This is a genomic window from Achromobacter pestifer (assembly GCF_902859625.1).
Taxonomy (GTDB): domain Bacteria; phylum Pseudomonadota; class Gammaproteobacteria; order Burkholderiales; family Burkholderiaceae_B; genus Achromobacter; species Achromobacter pestifer.
This window is the reverse complement of the sequence record NZ_CADIJX010000001.1, coordinates 535,211-552,378: the sequence shown is the minus strand read 5'-3', so window position 1 is coordinate 552,378 and position 17,168 is coordinate 535,211. Positions and strand designations below refer to the sequence as shown.

Sequence of the window (17,168 nt, the reverse complement as noted above, 5' to 3'; positions counted from 1 at the left end):
GACAGGAGGTTTTTTTCTTGGTGTTTACCCTAGTGCGGCGCTATACTCGCGGCACTTTCAACCACCTAGAGATCACTGTGGACAACGACGGATGTAGTCGAACACCGACTGCTCGCGCCGCTTGACGCAGGATCCGCGGAACCCTCTTTCCGCGTGAGTCCTGCGATCAGCCAGGACTTGGGCTTTCCGCCCCTCTCCCTTTAGCGCTTTACCGACGCGATACGCGGGCCTTGTTGCGCGCGCGTCTTGCCGGTCAGGCGGCGCATGCCTGTGGACCTTCCACCGTACTCCCCTGTCAAGGAGACGAACATGCGCATCAAGAAAATCTTTCCCTTCCTGGATCGGGCCTATGACGCTCGCGCCGAGGGTTCTGCCGTGCTGGGCGCCCTGCCCGCACACGCGCCGGCCACGCCGGTCTATCAATTCACCATCGTCAGTGTCAGCGCCACGCTGAATGCACTGCGCAAGCAGCTGTATTACGAACTACAGGCGCTGGACCTGCGGGTGCTCGCCGTGCGCATTTCGCGTGTCGAATCCGACCAATTGGCTTGCACCGTCGTCACGTTGCACTGCCCGCCCCATCTGCGCAACCTGCTCAATGCGGTAGCGCTGCGCTTGGGCCAAAGCCCGGATGTGCGCCGCGTCCAATGGGAAAGCGAAGCGGGTGCGGCCATCGCCGTGCTGCCTGCCTGATATTCCTGACTCTCTGGCAAGGAGACTGTCATGAAAGATCCGTACAAAGTCCTGTTGCTGGCGCGCGTGCTGGTCCTGGCGCTGATCTGGCTGGTCGGGGTGGGCCTGGTGCTGGCCTCGGTCTGGCACCTGCCCTGATGCCCTGGGCAGGCCAAGGGCCCCTCACGGCCCCAAGCAGCCCCCATAAGCTGAACGAGGGATAAAACAATGAAGAACTTCGAGAACATCCAATTCCTGACCCTGGCCAATACATTGGTCAGCCTGTTGACCGCTTTCGTACTGGGCTCGATCGTTGGCTTTGAACGACAGTTCCGGCAGCGCACGGCCGGCCTGCGCACCAATGTGCTGGTGGCCGTGGGCGCCGCCATCTTCGTGGACATGGCGTTCCGCGTGGGTGGCGCGGACGGCGGCGCCCGCGTCATTTCCTATGTGGTGTCGGGCGTGGGCTTTCTGGGCGCTGGGGCCATCATGCGCGAAGGCGGCAGCATCCGCGGCCTGAATACCGCGGCCACCTTGTGGGGGTCGGCCGCGATTGGCGCCTGCGCGGGCGCGTCACTGATGCTGGAAGCCGTGGCCGCCACGGCCTTCGTGCTGGCGGCAAACACCTTGCTGCGCCCCGTCGTCAGCTACGTGAACCGCCAACCGTTGGATTCGCAGACCACGGAAGTCACGAACGTGATTCATGTCATCGCGAACGTAGAACACCGGCAGGCTGCCATGACCGTCCTGGAAGACGTCCTGGACGCCGAACAACTGCCGCTGTCGGAACTGAAGATCGACCAATTCGGCGAGAACGAGGTCGAGATCGAAGCCGCGCTCAGCGAAGCCTCGGTTGACGAACTGGACCTGGACCGCGTGACGGCGAGCATCGCCGCGTCGCCCGCCGTGCGCACGGCGTTCTGGGCCGCCCGCACCGTCTGATGCCCGGGACGGCAGCGGCGAAACAATCTAGAATGGGCGCCGACCATGCGCCCCTATCTGTCCTTCCTGAATCGCGGCAACGCCGGCCTTTGGCTGGTGTTGATGCTGTTCGTGTTGAAGGCCATGGTCCCGCAGGGCTTCATGCCTGCCACGCAACAGGGCGGCACGCTGATCCAGCTGTGCTCGGCGGCAGGCCCTATCTGGGTGTCCGGACCTTCCAAGCAAGACAATGCGCCAGACGAACGGCACGCCGCGCAAGCAGCCACCTGCCCCGTCGGGATGGCGCTTGCCGCCGTGGCGTTGCCGCCTTCGCCCGTCTTGCTGTCGGCGGCACTGGCGGTCATGGCGCACCCCCTGGCGGCCCGCGCGCCACCCGGGCCTGTCCATGCCTCGATCACCGGCTCGCCGTTAGGCGCCCGCGCCCCACCCCCACTCTCGGTATCCCGCTAAATCCTCTGCCGCCCAGGCGCGGCAACTCTTAGCTTACCGAGAGCACTCATGTCTTCTTATTCCGCCAGGACGCATCGCGTCCTGAAGCGGCGCGTGGCCATTTGGACCGCGCTCGCCTTCACGCCCGCGCTGCATGCGCAAACCACGCCCGTCGCCACATTGCCGGCCATTTCCGTCTCTGGCGACACGCCCGCGCCCACCTTGCTGGAGCAAGCGGCCACCGGCACCTTGCTGGGTCTGACGCCTTTCGACACGCCGGCCAGCATCGACATCATCAGCAACGAACAGCTGCGTGCACGCGGCGCCACGACGGTGACCGACGCCATTACCCAGGCGGCTGGCATCAGCGCCATGCGCCACCCCGGCAATGGCGGATCATCATTGTCGTCTCGCGGGTTCACCGATTCCAACTCCGTCGCGCAGTTGTACGACGGCGTGCGCCAGTACGGCGGCGTCGGCCAGACCTTCATCTTCGACCCTTGGGCTGTGGATCGCATCGAAGTGCTGCGCGGCCCGGCCTCCGTGCTGTACGGCGAAGGCGCCATCGGCGGCGTGGTCAACGTGATCCCCAAGAAACCCACGCGCGGGCCCATCGAAAACGAACTGATGACGACCATCGGCACGCACGACACCCAACGCTTCGGCTTCGGCAGCGGCGGCGCGCTGGATGACAAATGGTCCTATCGGCTGGACGTCAGCGGCAACCATACGGACTCCGGCATCAGCCTGGGCGACTCGCGCGATGCCGCCGTGACCGCGGCGTTGCGGCTGGACGTGTCGCCAGAACTGAATATCACGCTGACGCAGGCCTACGCCTGGCAAGAGCCCACCCGCTACTTCGGCACCCCGCTCGTCGACGGCACGCTGGATTACGGCCTGCGCAAGCAGAATTACAACGTGGCCGACAGCAAGATCATTTACCGCGACAGCCGCACCGAACTGAAGGCCGAATGGTCGCCAAACGCGGCCACCACCGTGCGCAGCCGCCTCTATTACATTGGCAGCAACCGCGACTACCGCGACGCCGAAAACTACACCTGGACGCCCGCCGGCCAAATCCTGCGCAGCGGCTATACCGAGATCGGCCACGATCAGGAACAGACCGGCATGGTGACGGACGCGGCCTTCGACGGGCACCTGTTCGGTCTGGCAAACAAAGTGGCCGTGGGTGTCGAGCTGAACCGCGCGTCGCTCAAGCATACGAACAACTCGCCCTATTCCGGCACATCGCTGGTGGACCCGTACGACGTGGACCACGGGCGCTTCATCAATGTGGCGGGCACGACGCCGCGTTACCGCAACACGGCCAGCCAATACGCCCTGTTCGCCGAGGACCGCCTGATGCTGACGTCACGCTGGTCGGTGCTGGGCGGCCTGCGCTATGACCATATCGACCTGAAGCGGCGTGATCTGGTGGCCGACCAGACAGCGTTCCGCAACACCTACACCAACATTGGCTGGCGCCTGGGCACCGTCTACGACGTGCTGCCCACCCTGTCGGTCTACGGCCAATATGCTCAAGCCGCCGACCCGATCGGCAGCCTTCTGCTGCTATCGCCTGCCAACAAGGACTACGAGCTCTCTCAAGGCAAGCAGATCGAGATCGGTGTGAAGCAAACGTTCTGGGACAACAAGGGGCAATGGACGTTGGCGGCGTATCACATCACCAAGAACAACTTGGTCACGCGCGATCCCAACGATCCCGCGCTGCGCATTCAGGTGGGTGAACAGTCCTCGCGGGGCCTGGAGGCCACGTTGGGGGTGGAGCTCACGCCAACCTGGCGGGTGGACCTGAACGCCGTCGCGCTGCGAGCGCGCTATGACGATTTCACGGAATCGGTTGGCGGTGTGGCCGTGTCGCGCAACGGCAATGTTCCTACCGACGTTCCCGAGCGCGTGGCCAACGCATGGGTCAGCTGGAAGTTCGCCCCGACATGGACGGCGAGCGCCGGCGTGCGCTATGTGGGCAAGCGCTATGCGGATGCCGCCAACCGGCTTGAAATGGCGGGCTACACCACGACCAATCTTGCGCTGCAATGGGAGCCCCGGCGCGATCTGAGCCTGGCGCTACGGGCCTTCAACGTGTTCGACCGCCAGTACGCCGAAACCGCCTACTACAACCAGACGCAGTGGCTGCTGGGCGAAGGCCGGCGGGTGGAGCTGAGCGCCAACTACCGCTTCTGAAAGACGTACGAACCATCCCGGCATGTACAATGCGATCGCCGCTTCTGCAATGGACGCGGTGGTCGCAAGCTTGCGATCCCAGTTGGACCCGGCATGCCGGGTGGCTCGGCCGGGCGCCTATCCCCCGGACAACATCAAGCGATTCCGGGCTCTTACCGGTACTTCCGCATTTCCTCCTGACAGGAATAGGCCCGGCGCTTGCTGACCTCAGGTTAGCCAATCAATGTCCTTCTTTTCCAAGCTTCAACGCGAATGGATGAGCAATCCACGTGCTGACATCCTTGCGGGCGTGCTCGTCGCGCTTGCGCTGATCCCCGAAGCCATCGGCTTTTCCATCATTGCAGGCGTGGACCCCAGCGTGGGGCTCTATGCTTCATTCTCCATCGCGGTGATCATCGCGTTCACTGGCGGCCGTCCTGGCATGATTTCGGCGGCCACCGCGGCCATCGCCGTCCTGGTGGTGCCACTGGTGCGCGACCACGGCATCGGCTATCTGTTTGCCGCATCCATCCTGATGGGGATCTTCCAGATCGCCGCGGGTTTCCTGCGGCTGGACCTGCTGATGCAGTATGTGTCCCGGTCGGTCGTCACGGGTTTCGTCAACGCTCTGGCCATCCTGATCTTCATGGCCCAGTTGCCGCATCTGATGGGCGTGACCTGGATGACCTACGCCATGATCGCCGCCGCCTTGGCCATCATCTACCTATTGCCGCGCGTCACTACAGTAGTGCCTTCGCCGCTGGTGGCAATCATCGCGATGACGGCCGCGTCCATCTATGGCGGCCTGGACGTGGCGACGGTGGGCGACATGGGCAAGCTACCCTCGGCCCTGCCGTCCTTCCTGATCCCCGACGTGCCGTTCACGCTGGATACGCTGCGCATCATCCTGCCGTATTCGCTGACCATGGCGGCGGTGGGCCTGTTGGAATCCATGATGACGGCGCAGATCGTCGACGACATGACGGACACCTCCAGCGACAAGCGCCGCGAATGCAAAGGCCAGGGCATCGCCAACATCGTCACGGGCTTCCTGGGCGGGATGGGCGGCTGCGCGATGATCGGCCAATCGGTCATCAACGTCAGGTCCGGCGGCCGCACGCGCCTGTCCACCTTCGTGGCGGGCGCCTTCCTGCTGTTCCTGATCGTGGCGCTGGGGCCGTTGGTGGCCCGCATCCCCATGCCGGCGCTGGTCGCGGTCATGATCATGGTGTCGATTGGCACATTCAGCTGGCAATCGTTCGGCAACCTGCGGTCGCACCCGTGGCAATCGTCCGTGGTGATGCTGGCCACCGTGATCGTCGTGGTCTGGACGCACGATCTGGCCCGGGGCGTGTTGACGGGCGTGCTGTTGAGCGGCCTGTTCTTCGCTGGCAAGGTGAAAGGCCTGCTGAGCGTAACCTCGAGTCTGTCCGAGGATGGCACGACGCGCACCTACCGCTATGCCGGCCAGGTGTTTTTCGCCTCGGCGGGACGGTTTGCCACCGCCATTGATTTCCATGAGCAGGTTCAGACCGTGGTGATCGATCTGTCTCACGCGCATTTCTGGGACATATCGGCGGTCGATGCGCTGCACAAGATGGTTGCCAAACTGCGGCGGCGCGGCCTGGCCGTCGACGTCGCAGGCCTGAACGAAGCCAGCGCCACATTGATCGGCAAGCATGCCGCCGGCGCGGCACACTAGGAATGGCTAGGGACTAAGCAGGTCCGACAAGGCGTTGCCCAGTTCCTTGACGGCCCCGGTCACGCCTTCGGCCGCGCCTTCCGCACCCACGCCGATGGCGTGGCCGAAGCCTTGCGCCACTTGCGCCGCGAATCCGCGCGTGACCGAGAACTTGGGGTTGTCCAGGCTGCCTTGCAACACGAAGTCGAAACGCACGGTGCCGGTCTTGTCTTTCATGGCCGCCAGCACCGCTTTGCGCGGCAGCGAAAACAGTTTGCCGTCGCCGCTGAATGCCAGCCCACGCAGCGCGACCGTGCCCGAGGCCCGCAATTGACGCTTGGCGATCACGGTATGCATGTCCAGGTCCATGGCACCGCCCGTCAGCGAACTGGCTTCCTTTTCCGACAGGTACGGCGCGGCGTGCCGGATATCCATATTGCGCACGGCCACTTTCATATCGGCGTCCGTCCCGCCGACTTGCAACCAGCCCTGGGCTCGCACGGTGGACTCCCCATTGCGGTTGTCTTCGACCGTGCCGCTGAATTCCATATCGCTATGCGCGCCGTCTCCCGGCACCGACACCGGGCTTAGCCGCGCCTGGACGTTCTTGAAGGGGATGCGGTGCGGCGGCTTGGCCACCACGGCGTCCTCGAAATCCAGGCGGCCGTCGCGCAGGACCAGTTCGGCGATGCGGATCGGCATGTTGCGCCGCGGCTTGCCGTCGCTGCCGTCTCCTGTCCGGAGTGCCGCTTGCAAGGCCGGTGAAATCTGCATGTCGCCATCACCGCTACGCACCACCGCAAAATCGAAGCCTTCAACGACAACGGAATTGAACACGGCTTCATGGTGCAGGAATGCCGACCATTCTGGCTCCAGCACCACGCGCTTCGCGCTGGCGCCCGCCTGACCCGACGCGCCAGACACTTTCACGTCGGTCAGCACCACCTGCCGCCAGCCCACGTTCACGTCGCCTACCTGACCGCGCGGCCCCAGCATGCTTGAAATCCGTTGTTCGGCGATACGGACGGCGGCGAACGCCAACACCCCGGCCAAGGCGGCAAGAACAAGTAGAACGGCCAGAGTCGTACCCAAGACCGACCTGCGGCGCGACGGGGCTGCGTTCAAGCTCATTGCGGTTCCTGGTTTGTGGGGTCGACAATTGAAAAAGCCTACGCGGCGCGCAGGGTCAAGAAAGAATGGTCAACGATATGGCGCCATTATTCAATGGACGAAAGGGATGATGGCAGCTTATGCCTGCATTTGCGCAAACGGCTCCGTCCGCGCCGTGGATGGCGCGGACGGAGCCGTTGGGATTCGCGCAGCCGGCTTCCGGACGTCAAGGCGCGATCAAGGAATCAGCGTATCAGCGCTGCGCCTTGTCTTGCTGGCCAGGTTGCTGACCCGGCTGGCCTTGGCCTTTGTCGGCGGTCTGGCCAGATTGGCCAGGCTGCTGCTGGCCCGGTTGAGTACGGTCTTTGGGGTTTTCCTGAGCCTGTTGCTTTTGCGGCTGCTTTTGCTGGTCGGGCTGGTTCTGATTGGACATTACAAGTCTCCTAGTAGGCGGAAGGACTCCGCTGGAACAGGAGTAGCAACTGACGTGCCCAAACGCCCTGACGGCAGGGAGATTGAAGTCCCCATTTTTCGGCCGGTAAGTCCGGGCCTTGTTGGAAAAATCTGCCCCCGAGCGGTCGGCCCCACCCGCCTCTGTTATTGCGTGGCGACACCTGCGGAAAATACGGATTCCGTCTCTTTGCCGGCGCCGTCAAAGGCCTCGATCCAGGACGACGCATAGTTGGCGGGTGCGGCCAAGGGCTCGCCCCGGTCGCGCTGTGTCCGCAACCGCAGCATCAATTCATCCAGCGACATCGGACGGCCCAACGCATAGCCCTGCCCATAACGGCAACCTGCGGCCCGCAGCGCGGGGATATCCGCAACGTTCTCCACCCCTTCGGCAACCACACGCCAGCCCAGGCGCGTGGCCAGTTCGGCAGCGGTGCGAAGCACTTCAAACGCGACCGCGCTACGCCGCATGCGCGTCACGAAATACTGGTCGATCTTCACTTCCGACAAGGGGATGGCCGACAGCAGCTTCAGCGAGGCGTGCCCTGTACCAAAATCATCCAGGCTGACCTCGCACCCCGCCTCTTCCAACGTCATGAGTGACGCGCGCAGCACGTCCAACTCCCGGATGGGCTGGTCTTCCGTCAGTTCCACCCGTACCAGCGAGGCCGGCAGTTCGGCGCTGCGGATCAGGTCCAGCAAGAATCGCACCGCGCGTTGGTCGGACAATGTCGTTGCCGGCGCGTTGATGGCCACCGGCACCGCTATGCCCGCGCGGCGCATGGTCAGCAGCACATCGATCACGCGCACGCAGACGCGCTCGAACAGGAGTGTGTCCAACCCCATGCGATTGATGGCAGGGATGAACTCAGCAGGCATGACAATGCCCAGGCGAGGATGCTGCCATCGCGCCAACGCTTCGGCGGATACGATCCTGCCCGTCAGCAGATCGACCTGGGGCTGCAACAGCACCCGCAGGCCATCTTTTCCTGTCACCATGGCAGCGATCTCTTCGTCGCTGACCACCGAGCCTGTAGAAGCCTCGTGAGTGGGCGTCATGTCTACACTCCTCGCGTGCCTCTGCTTATGGCCTGCGCTGTCCGGGCGCAGAAAGAGGCACATTGGGACATGAGTATTCGCTACTGGCTTGCCGCCATGACGCTGGTAGAAATTTCCAGCGCGTTGAACCGCCAATGTTTTTTTATGCGATTTTGCTCAATTGTTCCAGGCAATTTTGCGCCTAAGAGGCGGTAAAGTCACACAAGTGCAACTATTTGTGTGCGTACATGGGGATTCATGAATTGCCTACCCCGTGGACAACGACGGTGAGGGTGTCAAAGCACCGTTGTCGACATGCTAGGGTTTGCGTCTTCCGGCCTTCCGGGCCCTTCTCTGCTTCATGAATAGCGTGACGAATCTGCTTTCCCGTTGGCGCGTGTCTTTGCGCAATGTGCTGTGGCTGGACGCCCTGCAAGCCGCCGCCATCAGTGCCGCGCCTGTCATCGTCGCCGTGCTGGTGCACGAACCCCGGTTGGGCTGGACCGCGATCGCCGCGTTCTGGGCCTGCTTCGGCGACCCCGGCGGCCCCTTGCGTCAGCGCGCAGGCTCCATGCTTGCGCTGGGTCTGATCGGCGCCCTGTTCTGCTTTTTGGCCAGCGCCAGCGCGGGCCACTTATGGTTGCTTCTGCCCCTGACGTTCGTCTGCTGCACCTTTGGCGGCCTGCTGCGCGTGTTGGGGCCCGCGGCAGCCATCGTGGGCACGCTGCTTTCGGCCGGCTTCGTGGTGGCGGCCGAGCTGCCTGCGCCAACGCTGGCCGAAAGCCTGTCTTATACGTTGTTCTTCCTGGCCGGCGCGGTCTGGGCCATCCTGATGACCGCATTGGTATGGCGCCGGCGGCCCTGGAAAGACGCCACCCATGCGGTCGCGCATTGTTACCGTGGACTGGCGGATTTTGCCGATGCGCTGGCGGGTATGTATTCGGGCCTGACTCCGGCGGCAGGTCCACAGGCCTGGACGGCCGTGACCAAGCCACAACGCAGCGCCCAGCGCGCCGCCCTGGAAGCCGCCCGGATCCGCATCCGCGAAGTCCAGGACACGCGCCCGTCACGGCGCTCCCGTGCAAATCAACTGACCTATCTGCTGGACAGCGCCGAAGACAGCTTCATCGCGCTGGTGGCCGCTGCCGACCTGCTGGAATCCCACGCGCCGCAATGGCTGGGCCGCAGCGCCGGCGCGCATCTGTCGCACGCACTGCACCGCTACGCCAGCGTCTGCAACGCCATTGCCAGCACCTCGGACGTCAGCGACCCCAAGCAGGCGGAATGCCTGCGCGAACGGCTCGCCCATTTTGGCGCAGGCTTGCACGACCTGCGCGGCGGCGCGACGGCCTATGCGCCCGATCTGGCGACCGTGGTGCCCGTGCTGGATCGCTTGCTGCATACAGCGCAGGCCATCATGCAGGCACTGTTCGACCAGGATGACGCACCTGCCACACCCGCCCAGAGCCTGCGGGCAACGTCTCGCATGCGGCAGGCCTGGCGCACGCTGCGCCAGAATCTGGGCGTGGAATCCGATGCCTTCCGCCATGCCTTGCGGGTAGGCGTGGGCGCCACCATCGCCGTGGCCTTGTCCAAGACATTCGCCGTCAATCACGGCTATTGGATGTCTCTGACGCTGGTGTTCATCCTTCAGCCCTACTTCGCCACCACCTGGCAGCGTACCGTCGAGCGCGTGATTGGCAGTGTGGCCGGGGCCATCGGGGCGTCATTGCTGGGCTTGCTGCTGACCACTCCGCTGTCGGTGGCGCTGGCGGTGCTGCCCATTGCGCTGGGCACCTTCGCCGCGCGCACGATCCATTACGCCCTGTTCACGTTCTTTCTGACCTCGCAATTCGTACTGGTCAGCCATATTCAGCAGCCCGATATCTATGAACCGACATTGGCGGCGCTGCGGGCCTTCAACAGCGTGCTGGGTGGGATTCTTGCGCTGCTGGTGGGTTTTCTGGTGTGGCCAGAGAAAGAACCCCGGCAATTGGCCGGCGCCTTGACCCGGGCGTTGGACCGGCACGCAGCCTATGCGTTGGCGCTGATCCGGCAGAAAAGCGGCCAGGCGGCCAACCCGGACGACACCAGCATCGTGGCGCTGCGCCGTCAGGCGTGCTTGTCGGCTGACAACGCTGAAGCCTCGTTGCAACGCTTGCAGCAGAATCCCGTGCACCGCGACCGCAAAGTGGACACCGCAGTGAACCTGCTGAACGCCATGCGCCGGATCACCGCCGCAGGAACGGTGCTGGAAATACAACCCGCCCTACCTGCGGACGCCCCCGCCGCCGAGGCGCTGCGTCGCTACGGACTGGTCCTGGCGCACGCGCTGCATCCGCAGGACCATGCGCCGGACGCTTCTGCCCGTCAGTGGGTGGTACCCGCCGCCATCACCTCGGCCGACCCCGTGCTGGCCGAACCGCTTGGCCGCATCGCCCAGCAGGCGCGACAGGTCCGCCAACTGCGTGACCGCATCGAAAAAGATCCGCCCCAGTAGTCCGGCGATGCATGCCCGCCCCTTTGCGCCATCCCCAGGATTCTGAGGACGGTTTGACACGCATCAAGGGCCGTCCTGACAGAAAGCGCAACCATGTTGCTATGGGACGCTTACTAAGGAGACCCGCATGTATCGCCGCATTGCCGTACACCTGGACCACGGATTCGACTGCAAACGCCGTACTGATCTGGCGTTGTCGCTGGCCAAGCGTCATCGGGCCGAGCTGGTCGGCATCTATGCCAGCGCCGCGCCTCCCCAGCACTACTATGGTGAATCCGTGCTGATGTCGCGCACGCTGAACGTCATGAAGGAATTGCAGGCGCAGAATCGCAGCGCGGTGCAGGATGCATTCCTGGAAGCCGCCGCCGCAGCGGATGTGCCGGCCGTCGTGCGCGCTGGCGACACCTCACCCAGCGCATGCGTGGCCCTGTATGCACGCACCAGTGATCTCGTCATCGTCAGCCAGTTCAACCGCGATGACGTCGAAGCGGCGCACGAGATCGAATTTGTCGAGCAGATGTTGCTGACCGCCGGCCGCCCCGTGCTGGTCCTGCCCTCCAGCGGTCAATTCTCCACCGTGGGCGACCGCGTACTGCTTTGCTGGGACGGCAGCCGCGAAGCCGCGCGCGCCCTCGCGGACGCGGCGCCGGCCCTGCGCCTGTCATCGCACTTGGTGGTGCTGACCATGGACGAAGGCGGATCCACGCAGAAAGGCCCAGCCGTGCCCTTTGAAGATCTGGCCACGTACTGCATCGCCCAAGGCATGCCCGCCCCGGACCACGTGCGCCGCGACATCAAGGGCGTCGGCGTCGGCAGCACCATCCTGAACGCGGCCGCCGACCATAGCGCCGACCTGATCGTCATGGGCGCCTACGGCCACAGCAAGTTCCGTGAATGGGCAATGGGCGGGGCTACCGCGTCCATCTTGAAGAGCATGACCGTGCCGATCATGTTCTCGCATTGAGACCCCACCAATAGGCTGAACTCAGGCGGCTTCGGCTTGCGCGTGGACGACAGGCGTCAACACAGGCTGGCCGCCGAAATGCGCCGTGGCGTTCTGCAAGAACAACGCCACGATCGCCGCGATGGCTTCGGGTGAACGGCCCGCACTGTGCGGCGTCAAGACCACGTTGGTCAATGGTTTCAGCGCGTCGGGAATCTGCGGTTCCCCATCCACCACGTCCAAACCGGCGCCCGCAATGCGCTTTTCCGTCAGCGCGGCGATCAAGGCCGCGGTATCCACCACGCTGCCGCGCGCGATATTCACCAGATAGCCATTCGGGCCCAACGCATCCAGCACGTCGGCATTCACCAGATGCCGGGTGCCCGGGCCGCCCGGCGTTGCCACGACCAGGAAGTCGGAAGCCTCGGCCAGGTCACGCGGATTGTCGAAGTAGGTGTAGCCGGATTCCGGACGCGCGCGCCGGTTGTAATACCCGACACTCATGTCGAACCCCTTGGCGCCGCGCTTGGCGATTTCCATCCCGATCGTGCCCAGGCCCAGGATGCCCAGGCGCTTGCCCGTGACCTGCGGCCCCATGAACCCGCTCCAGTGTCCTTGCCGCACCCAGGCATCGGCCTGGGGAAGATGGCGGGCAACGCCCAGCAGCAACGCCATGGCGTGGTCGGCCACCGACACCGCGTTGGCGCCCGGACCATTCGTGACGATGATGCCCCGCGCCGCGGCCGCATCCAGATCGATGTTCTCGTAGCCCACCCCCAGCGAACAGATCATTTCCAGCTTCGGCAAGACTGCAATTTCATCGGCGTGAAATCCCGTTGCGCCGCGCGTCAACACGATGCGGATGTCTTGGGCATGGTCGCGGATGGCCTGCGCGCGGGCCTGTGCCGTCGGCGCGTAAAGGGCCTGAAAGCCACGGGCTTCAATCGCGGGCAGGAAATCCTGCACGCTGTCGATCAGAATCAATAAGGGAATGGTCATTGTGCTGTTGCCGGATAGGCGGATGGCTGCGAAAAGGCCGGGAAATCTTACGCCTCGCCACGCACCTGCGCTACCCACCGTCCAGTGGGCGACCATTCCCTGCAAGACGGCCGGCTTGCCGCCACGGCTACGTGTGCCCGGCGTTCAACCGGCCGTCAGACGCTATATCCGCCCCATCAGCAGCATCACGATCAGCACGATCACGACAATGCCAAGCAATCCGCTGGGGTAATAGCCCCAGCCCTTGCTGTGTGGCCAGGCCGGTACAGCGCCAATAAGCAGCAGGATCAGAATGATCAGCAGAATGGTCGACATGATGACTCCTCGTCGTTATTGATTCGAGTTTTCAGATTCGAGTTTTCAGCGGCATGCGGCATCAGCGTTTGGGAGGATCGATTTCCTTGATCGGTGGCGACAGCGGGGGCAGATCCACCTCCGGCTCGTCGGTATCGGGCTCCACCGGCAGATCCCCTGGCGGCGACCCGGGCGGAATCGGCTCGGGCTTGGGCGGCACGTGTAGCTGCAATGTGGCATGCATGGCACTCTCCTGTAGGAATTCTTGCCCAAGCGCGGTGATGCGCCTCGGCCTGCAACGATCGGATCGCTGATGTTGTTGCTGCCCACTGCCTCAGCAAGCGCCGTGCCCGGCATGCGCCGCCGCGAGGCAACACCACAACTGGGCACGCGGCTTGCTCGCAGGCGCGACTCACGTGGCCGGAGACAACATGGACGCCCCCACTTCGCAGCCCGCGCTTGCCGCGCTGGTCTACGTTGACGACACGCAACCTGGCTACCGCCGGCGCCGCGTGAATGGCAGCGCGTTCCAGTACCTGGATACCCAGGGAAAGCGCATCGAGGACGCGGCCGAGATCGCCCGTATCCAGGCGTTGGTGATTCCTCCTGCCTATGAGGACGTGTGGATCTGTCCCCTGCCCCATGGTCATTTGCAAGCCACCGGGCGCGACGCGCGGGGACGCAAACAGTACCGGTATCACCCCGGCTGGGCCGCGCTGCGCGATGCCGACAAATATCAAAACCTGCTGGCCTTTGGCCAGGCGTTGCCGCGCATCCGCCGGCAAGTCGACCGGGACATGCGCACGAACGGATTGGCGCAGCAGAAAGTGATCGCCACGTTGGTCCGCCTGCTGGAAACCACCTTGATCCGCATCGGCGCGCGCGAGTACGCCCGCGCGAACAAGTCGTATGGCCTGACGACGCTGAAGCGCCGGCACGCCACCGTGGCGGGCAGCCGCCTGCGGTTTCGGTTCCAAGGAAAAAGCGGCGTACCCCACGATGTCACGGTGACTGACCGCCGCGTGACCCGCATCATCAAGCGTTGCCTGGAAATTCCAGGCCAGCAGCTGTTCCAGTACCTGGATGAAGAAGGCGGCAAACACCCAGTGGACTCCGAAGCCGTCAACGCCTATCTACGCGCCGCCGGCGCAGGCGATTTCACGGCAAAGCACTACCGTACCTGGGCCGGATCGGTGCTGGCGCACGCCGCGTTGCAGGCACAGCCCTACCAGAACGAGGCGCAAGCCAAACAGACCGTGGTGGACGTCATCAAGCAGGTGTCGCAGCGCCTGGCCAACACCCCCGCAGTGTGCCGCGCCTGTTACGTGCACCCCAGCGTGCTTGAGGCCTATCTGGCGGGCGCCTTGCCGCCGAAGTCGCGGGCGCCAGACGGCCCGCGCGGCCTGGCCGCGGACGAGCGGCGCTTGCTGGCGTTCCTGCGCGGGCTGCCCGCTGCCACTTAGAAGGCAGACACCGGCGTGCCGTCAGAAAAGGGATGAGCGGGCGTTCTTTGCCCGTGGTTGTGGCGCCGCGCCGTCCGCCCAGTTAGATTCCGTTTGATTGTCAACGACCGCACGCTTATCGCCAGCCGCCTCATCAGGCGTGGAGGCGTCTGGTTTGACCGGTTGTTTCGGCACATCGACGGGACCGCCAGGGGGCAGTATCTTAGCGTTGTCCACGGCATCGGGCCTTGCGGCCGCGCCCGTGTGGCCAGGGGTGGTTGATGTCGAAGCGGATCGAGTCTTCATTGGGATCTCCTGCCGGGTTTCGATGCTTCATCCTACCGCCAGCGCCGGGATAACGCACTGTCAGTACCTTCAAATTGCAAGCGGATGTGCCCGCCTGGACGGGTGTGTCTTCGCCAAGCGCCACGGGCACTCACAAGGAGATGCAATGCGAGACCCCAACTTCGAGCAATGTGTGCAAGCCTGCTACGAATGCGCGGTGGCCTGCGACCAGTGCGCCGCTACCAGTCTGGAAATCAACGCCGCCCGCATGAAGCGCTGCATCAGCCTGGCGACGGATTGCGCCGATGTCTGCCGGCTGTGCGCCGCGATGCTTGCGCGCGACGGGGAGTTTTCTACCGCGCTATGTACTTTATGCGCATTGATCTGCGATGCCTGCGCGCGGGCCTGCGCTCCCCACCAGGACATGGAGCATTGCCAGATTTGCGCCGGGGCATGCCTGGCCTGCACGCTGGCTTGCCAAGACATGCTCGAGGCTTAAGGCCTCGACACGCCGCGCGGCCGCACGGGCCGATCCGCGCTGGCGGCAAATCCCGCCCGATCGCCAGGAGCTTTCTGATGGCCTCTACGAACACCCCCTTGCCTTCCGATTTTCCCGAGAACGGGCCGGACAATCGTGGGTCGCGCAGGCGCGCGCGCCATCCGGAAAGTTGGATTGATGAAATTGAAGCTACATTGCGCGATGCCGATCCGACCGATCTGGATGCGCTCAAAACACGTCTGTCGGATCAATTGATCGCCACGCGGCGCAGCTTGCGTGACGCCTCCGACAATGCCGGCGACCTGATGCGCGAGACCATCGATTGCACGGAAGAGTACATTCACGCCCGCCCGTGGCAGGCCATCGGGCTGGTGGCCGGCGCGGCGTTCTTGTTCGGCGTCATCGTGGGACGCCAATAGCCGCGCCGGGAGTCGGACCCGCCGGACTCAGTCCGGCTTCTGCACTTTGTCCTTGGCATCCCCATAGGCGGCCTGCGTCTTGCCCGCCACCTTCTGGGCCGTCCCCTTGAGCTCGGTGGACGTGCTGCCGGTCGCCTTGCCGGCGACTTCCTTCGCCTTGCCGACGGCTTCGTTGACCCTGCCCTTCACCTGGTCCTTGTTCATGGTTCTCTCACTTTTCATCGAGTGGTTGGGTTGGCGGCGCCATGGCTGGCGCCTGCGAAGGCCATAGCAAGGCGCGTGCCCACGGCACGCGCGGCGGGCGCGACTGCCGCCAGGAACGCCAATTGCTTGCTTGGATGGCAACGCGCCATTCGCGCGCGACGACTCTAGGGAGCACCGCATGAGCAAGCCCGGCAAAACCGGCACCGGCGACCGTCCGCACCCCGTGCCGCCCATGCCAGAACAGCATCTGGACAAGCCTGGCAGCGAGGCCGACATGGAACTCAAGCCTCAGTATCAGGCGCCGGGCTATCGCGGCAGCGGCAAACTGCAAGACATGGCCGCCATTGTCACGGGCGGAGACTCGGGCATCGGCCGCGCGGTCAGCGTGCTTTTCGCGCGCGAAGGCGCGGACGTCGCCGTCGTCTACCTGAACGAACACGAAGACGCCGAGCAAACCCGTCGCGCGGTAGAGGCCGAAGGCCGGCGCTGCCTGCTGATCGCGGGCGACGTGCAGGATGCCGCTTTCTGCGAACAAGCCGTCGCGCAAGTGATCGAAGGCTTCGGCAAACTGGATGTCCTGGTGAACAACGCCGCCTACCAGCAGCACACCGATACGCTGACCGCCATCAGCGACGAGAAATGGGAAAAAACGCTACGCACCAACATCACAGCCTATTTCTACATGGCCCGGGCCGCGGTGCCGCACTTGAAGGCGGGCGCGTCCATCATCAATACCGGTTCGGTGACCGGGCTGCGGGGCAGCGCCAGGCTGCTGGACTATTCGTCCACAAAAGGCGCCATCCATGCCTTCACGCGATCCCTGGCCGCGAATCTGGCTGATGACGGAATCCGCGTTAACGCCGTCGCGCCAGGTCCTGTCTGGACGCCTTTGAACCCCGCCGATCAACGCCCGGAGGACATCAAGGAATTTGGCAAACACACGGATCTGGGGCGGCCCGCGCAACCGGAAGAAATTTCACCCGCCTATGTCTTTTTGGCCTCTCCGGTTTGCGCAAGCTACATCACCGGCATCGTGCTGCCGATCACGGGCAGCGCGGGCGACTGACGCGCCGCGCC

Annotated in this window: 19 protein-coding genes and 1 other annotated feature; of the genes, 11 read left to right on the top strand and 8 right to left on the bottom strand. The window is 64.3% G+C overall.

The window, feature by feature from the left end:
* Positions 1–309 precede the first annotated feature (309 nt).
* The 5 genes from HV753_RS02505 (at position 310) to HV753_RS02485 (ending at position 5,929) form a co-directional block, all read left to right on the top strand.
* Positions 310–693 (top strand): hypothetical protein, encoded by a 384-nt coding sequence (locus HV753_RS02505; RefSeq protein ID WP_175172841.1) that lies wholly within the window; start codon positions 310–312, stop codon positions 691–693.
* Between the two features lie 207 nt (positions 694–900).
* Positions 901–1,614 carry an MgtC/SapB family protein gene (locus tag HV753_RS02500; RefSeq protein WP_175172840.1) on the top strand — a complete coding sequence of 238 codons (714 nt, stop codon included), beginning with the start codon at positions 901–903 and terminating at the stop codon, positions 1,612–1,614.
* Between the two features lie 45 nt (positions 1,615–1,659).
* Complete coding sequence (locus HV753_RS02495; RefSeq protein WP_175172839.1) at positions 1,660–2,064, top strand: DUF2946 family protein; 405 nt, start codon at positions 1,660–1,662, stop codon at positions 2,062–2,064.
* 48 nt (positions 2,065–2,112) lie between these two features.
* A complete protein-coding gene (locus HV753_RS02490) occupies positions 2,113–4,248 on the top strand; it encodes a TonB-dependent receptor (RefSeq protein ID WP_175172838.1) in 2,136 nt (711 codons plus the stop codon).
* Between the two features lie 81 nt (positions 4,249–4,329).
* Positions 4,330–4,382 (top strand) — a sequence feature (sul1 is cis-regulatory element that is thought to sense ions involved in sulfur or methionine metabolism; They are found in Alphaproteobacteria).
* Between the two features lie 89 nt (positions 4,383–4,471).
* Positions 4,472–5,929 (top strand): SulP family inorganic anion transporter, encoded by a 1,458-nt coding sequence (locus HV753_RS02485; protein ID WP_175172837.1) that lies wholly within the window; start codon positions 4,472–4,474, stop codon positions 5,927–5,929.
* Positions 5,930–5,935: 6 nt separating this feature from the next.
* Here the strand turns inward: HV753_RS02485 and HV753_RS02480 are convergent, their stop codons facing one another.
* The 3 genes from HV753_RS02480 to HV753_RS02470 form a co-directional block, all read right to left on the bottom strand.
* Positions 5,936–7,039 carry a DUF748 domain-containing protein gene (locus tag HV753_RS02480; protein WP_175172836.1) on the bottom strand — a complete coding sequence of 368 codons (1,104 nt, stop codon included), beginning with the start codon at positions 7,037–7,039 and terminating at the stop codon, positions 5,936–5,938.
* A gap of 232 nt (positions 7,040–7,271) precedes the next feature.
* Positions 7,272–7,451: a hypothetical protein gene (locus HV753_RS02475; protein WP_175172835.1), complete on the bottom strand. Its 180-nt coding sequence runs from the start codon at positions 7,449–7,451 to the stop codon at positions 7,272–7,274.
* Positions 7,452–7,615: 164 nt separating this feature from the next.
* Positions 7,616–8,527, bottom strand: coding sequence for an EAL domain-containing protein (locus tag HV753_RS02470; RefSeq protein WP_175172834.1), 912 nt, complete (start codon positions 8,525–8,527; stop codon positions 7,616–7,618).
* Between the two features lie 340 nt (positions 8,528–8,867).
* On the opposite strand from HV753_RS02470, the gene HV753_RS02465 reads away from it, so the two are divergent.
* Positions 8,868–11,006: an FUSC family protein gene (locus HV753_RS02465; RefSeq protein ID WP_175172833.1), complete on the top strand. Its 2,139-nt coding sequence runs from the start codon at positions 8,868–8,870 to the stop codon at positions 11,004–11,006.
* Positions 11,007–11,133: 127 nt separating this feature from the next.
* Complete coding sequence (locus HV753_RS02460; RefSeq protein WP_175172832.1) at positions 11,134–11,970, top strand: universal stress protein; 837 nt, start codon at positions 11,134–11,136, stop codon at positions 11,968–11,970.
* Positions 11,971–11,991: 21 nt separating this feature from the next.
* Here the strand turns inward: HV753_RS02460 and HV753_RS02455 are convergent, their stop codons facing one another.
* The 3 genes from HV753_RS02455 to HV753_RS02445 all read right to left on the bottom strand — a co-directional run bounded on the left by HV753_RS02455 (position 11,992) and on the right by HV753_RS02445 (position 13,486).
* Positions 11,992–12,948 (bottom strand): 2-hydroxyacid dehydrogenase, encoded by a 957-nt coding sequence (locus HV753_RS02455; protein ID WP_175172831.1) that lies wholly within the window; start codon positions 12,946–12,948, stop codon positions 11,992–11,994.
* Between the two features lie 162 nt (positions 12,949–13,110).
* Positions 13,111–13,263, bottom strand: coding sequence for a DUF3309 domain-containing protein (locus HV753_RS02450; protein ID WP_006222114.1), 153 nt, complete (start codon positions 13,261–13,263; stop codon positions 13,111–13,113).
* A gap of 61 nt (positions 13,264–13,324) precedes the next feature.
* On the bottom strand, positions 13,325–13,486 hold the full coding sequence (locus HV753_RS02445; protein ID WP_175172830.1) for a hypothetical protein: 162 nt from the start codon (positions 13,484–13,486) through the stop codon (positions 13,325–13,327).
* Positions 13,487–13,673: 187 nt separating this feature from the next.
* On the opposite strand from HV753_RS02445, the gene HV753_RS02440 reads away from it, so the two are divergent.
* The gene (locus tag HV753_RS02440) at positions 13,674–14,705 is read left to right on the top strand and encodes a DNA topoisomerase IB (RefSeq protein WP_175172829.1); all 1,032 of its coding nucleotides are present in this window, start codon (positions 13,674–13,676) and stop codon (positions 14,703–14,705) included.
* Positions 14,706–14,726: 21 nt separating this feature from the next.
* Here HV753_RS02440 and HV753_RS31190 read toward each other — a convergent pair whose 3' ends face one another.
* On the bottom strand, positions 14,727–14,990 hold the full coding sequence (locus HV753_RS31190; RefSeq protein ID WP_246288123.1) for a hypothetical protein: 264 nt from the start codon (positions 14,988–14,990) through the stop codon (positions 14,727–14,729).
* Positions 14,991–15,135: 145 nt separating this feature from the next.
* Between HV753_RS31190 and HV753_RS02435 the strand changes: the two genes are divergently transcribed.
* Both HV753_RS02435 and HV753_RS02430 read left to right on the top strand, forming a co-directional pair.
* Positions 15,136–15,468, top strand: coding sequence for a four-helix bundle copper-binding protein (locus HV753_RS02435; protein ID WP_175172828.1), 333 nt, complete (start codon positions 15,136–15,138; stop codon positions 15,466–15,468).
* Positions 15,469–15,545: 77 nt separating this feature from the next.
* Positions 15,546–15,887, top strand: coding sequence for an ElaB/YgaM/YqjD family protein (locus HV753_RS02430; RefSeq protein ID WP_175172827.1), 342 nt, complete (start codon positions 15,546–15,548; stop codon positions 15,885–15,887).
* A gap of 27 nt (positions 15,888–15,914) precedes the next feature.
* Here HV753_RS02430 and HV753_RS02425 read toward each other — a convergent pair whose 3' ends face one another.
* The gene (locus HV753_RS02425; protein WP_175172826.1) at positions 15,915–16,091 is read right to left on the bottom strand and encodes a CsbD family protein; all 177 of its coding nucleotides are present in this window, start codon (positions 16,089–16,091) and stop codon (positions 15,915–15,917) included.
* Positions 16,092–16,269: 178 nt separating this feature from the next.
* On the opposite strand from HV753_RS02425, the gene HV753_RS02420 reads away from it, so the two are divergent.
* Positions 16,270–17,157 (top strand): SDR family oxidoreductase, encoded by an 888-nt coding sequence (locus HV753_RS02420; protein ID WP_175172825.1) that lies wholly within the window; start codon positions 16,270–16,272, stop codon positions 17,155–17,157.
* Positions 17,158–17,168 lie beyond the last annotated feature (11 nt).

Coding starts and splice junctions, on each gene's coding strand:
- HV753_RS02435 (WP_175172828.1), top strand. CDS start 15,136: ATGCGAGACCCCAACTTCGAGCAATGTGTGCAAGCCTGCTACGAATGC.
- HV753_RS02465 (WP_175172833.1), top strand. CDS start 8,868: ATGAATAGCGTGACGAATCTGCTTTCCCGTTGGCGCGTGTCTTTGCGC.
- HV753_RS02505 (WP_175172841.1), top strand. CDS start 310: ATGCGCATCAAGAAAATCTTTCCCTTCCTGGATCGGGCCTATGACGCT.
- HV753_RS02485 (WP_175172837.1), top strand. CDS start 4,472: ATGTCCTTCTTTTCCAAGCTTCAACGCGAATGGATGAGCAATCCACGT.
- HV753_RS02450 (WP_006222114.1), bottom strand. CDS start 13,263: ATGTCGACCATTCTGCTGATCATTCTGATCCTGCTGCTTATTGGCGCT.
- HV753_RS02430 (WP_175172827.1), top strand. CDS start 15,546: ATGGCCTCTACGAACACCCCCTTGCCTTCCGATTTTCCCGAGAACGGG.
- HV753_RS02470 (WP_175172834.1), bottom strand. CDS start 8,527: ATGACGCCCACTCACGAGGCTTCTACAGGCTCGGTGGTCAGCGACGAA.
- HV753_RS02480 (WP_175172836.1), bottom strand. CDS start 7,039: ATGAGCTTGAACGCAGCCCCGTCGCGCCGCAGGTCGGTCTTGGGTACG.
- HV753_RS02440 (WP_175172829.1), top strand. CDS start 13,674: ATGGACGCCCCCACTTCGCAGCCCGCGCTTGCCGCGCTGGTCTACGTT.
- HV753_RS02475 (WP_175172835.1), bottom strand. CDS start 7,451: ATGTCCAATCAGAACCAGCCCGACCAGCAAAAGCAGCCGCAAAAGCAA.
- HV753_RS02445 (WP_175172830.1), bottom strand. CDS start 13,486: ATGCATGCCACATTGCAGCTACACGTGCCGCCCAAGCCCGAGCCGATT.
- HV753_RS31190 (WP_246288123.1), bottom strand. CDS start 14,990: ATGAAGACTCGATCCGCTTCGACATCAACCACCCCTGGCCACACGGGC.
- HV753_RS02490 (WP_175172838.1), top strand. CDS start 2,113: ATGTCTTCTTATTCCGCCAGGACGCATCGCGTCCTGAAGCGGCGCGTG.
- HV753_RS02460 (WP_175172832.1), top strand. CDS start 11,134: ATGTATCGCCGCATTGCCGTACACCTGGACCACGGATTCGACTGCAAA.
- HV753_RS02500 (WP_175172840.1), top strand. CDS start 901: ATGAAGAACTTCGAGAACATCCAATTCCTGACCCTGGCCAATACATTG.
- HV753_RS02420 (WP_175172825.1), top strand. CDS start 16,270: ATGAGCAAGCCCGGCAAAACCGGCACCGGCGACCGTCCGCACCCCGTG.
- HV753_RS02495 (WP_175172839.1), top strand. CDS start 1,660: ATGCGCCCCTATCTGTCCTTCCTGAATCGCGGCAACGCCGGCCTTTGG.
- HV753_RS02425 (WP_175172826.1), bottom strand. CDS start 16,091: ATGAACAAGGACCAGGTGAAGGGCAGGGTCAACGAAGCCGTCGGCAAG.
- HV753_RS02455 (WP_175172831.1), bottom strand. CDS start 12,948: ATGACCATTCCCTTATTGATTCTGATCGACAGCGTGCAGGATTTCCTG.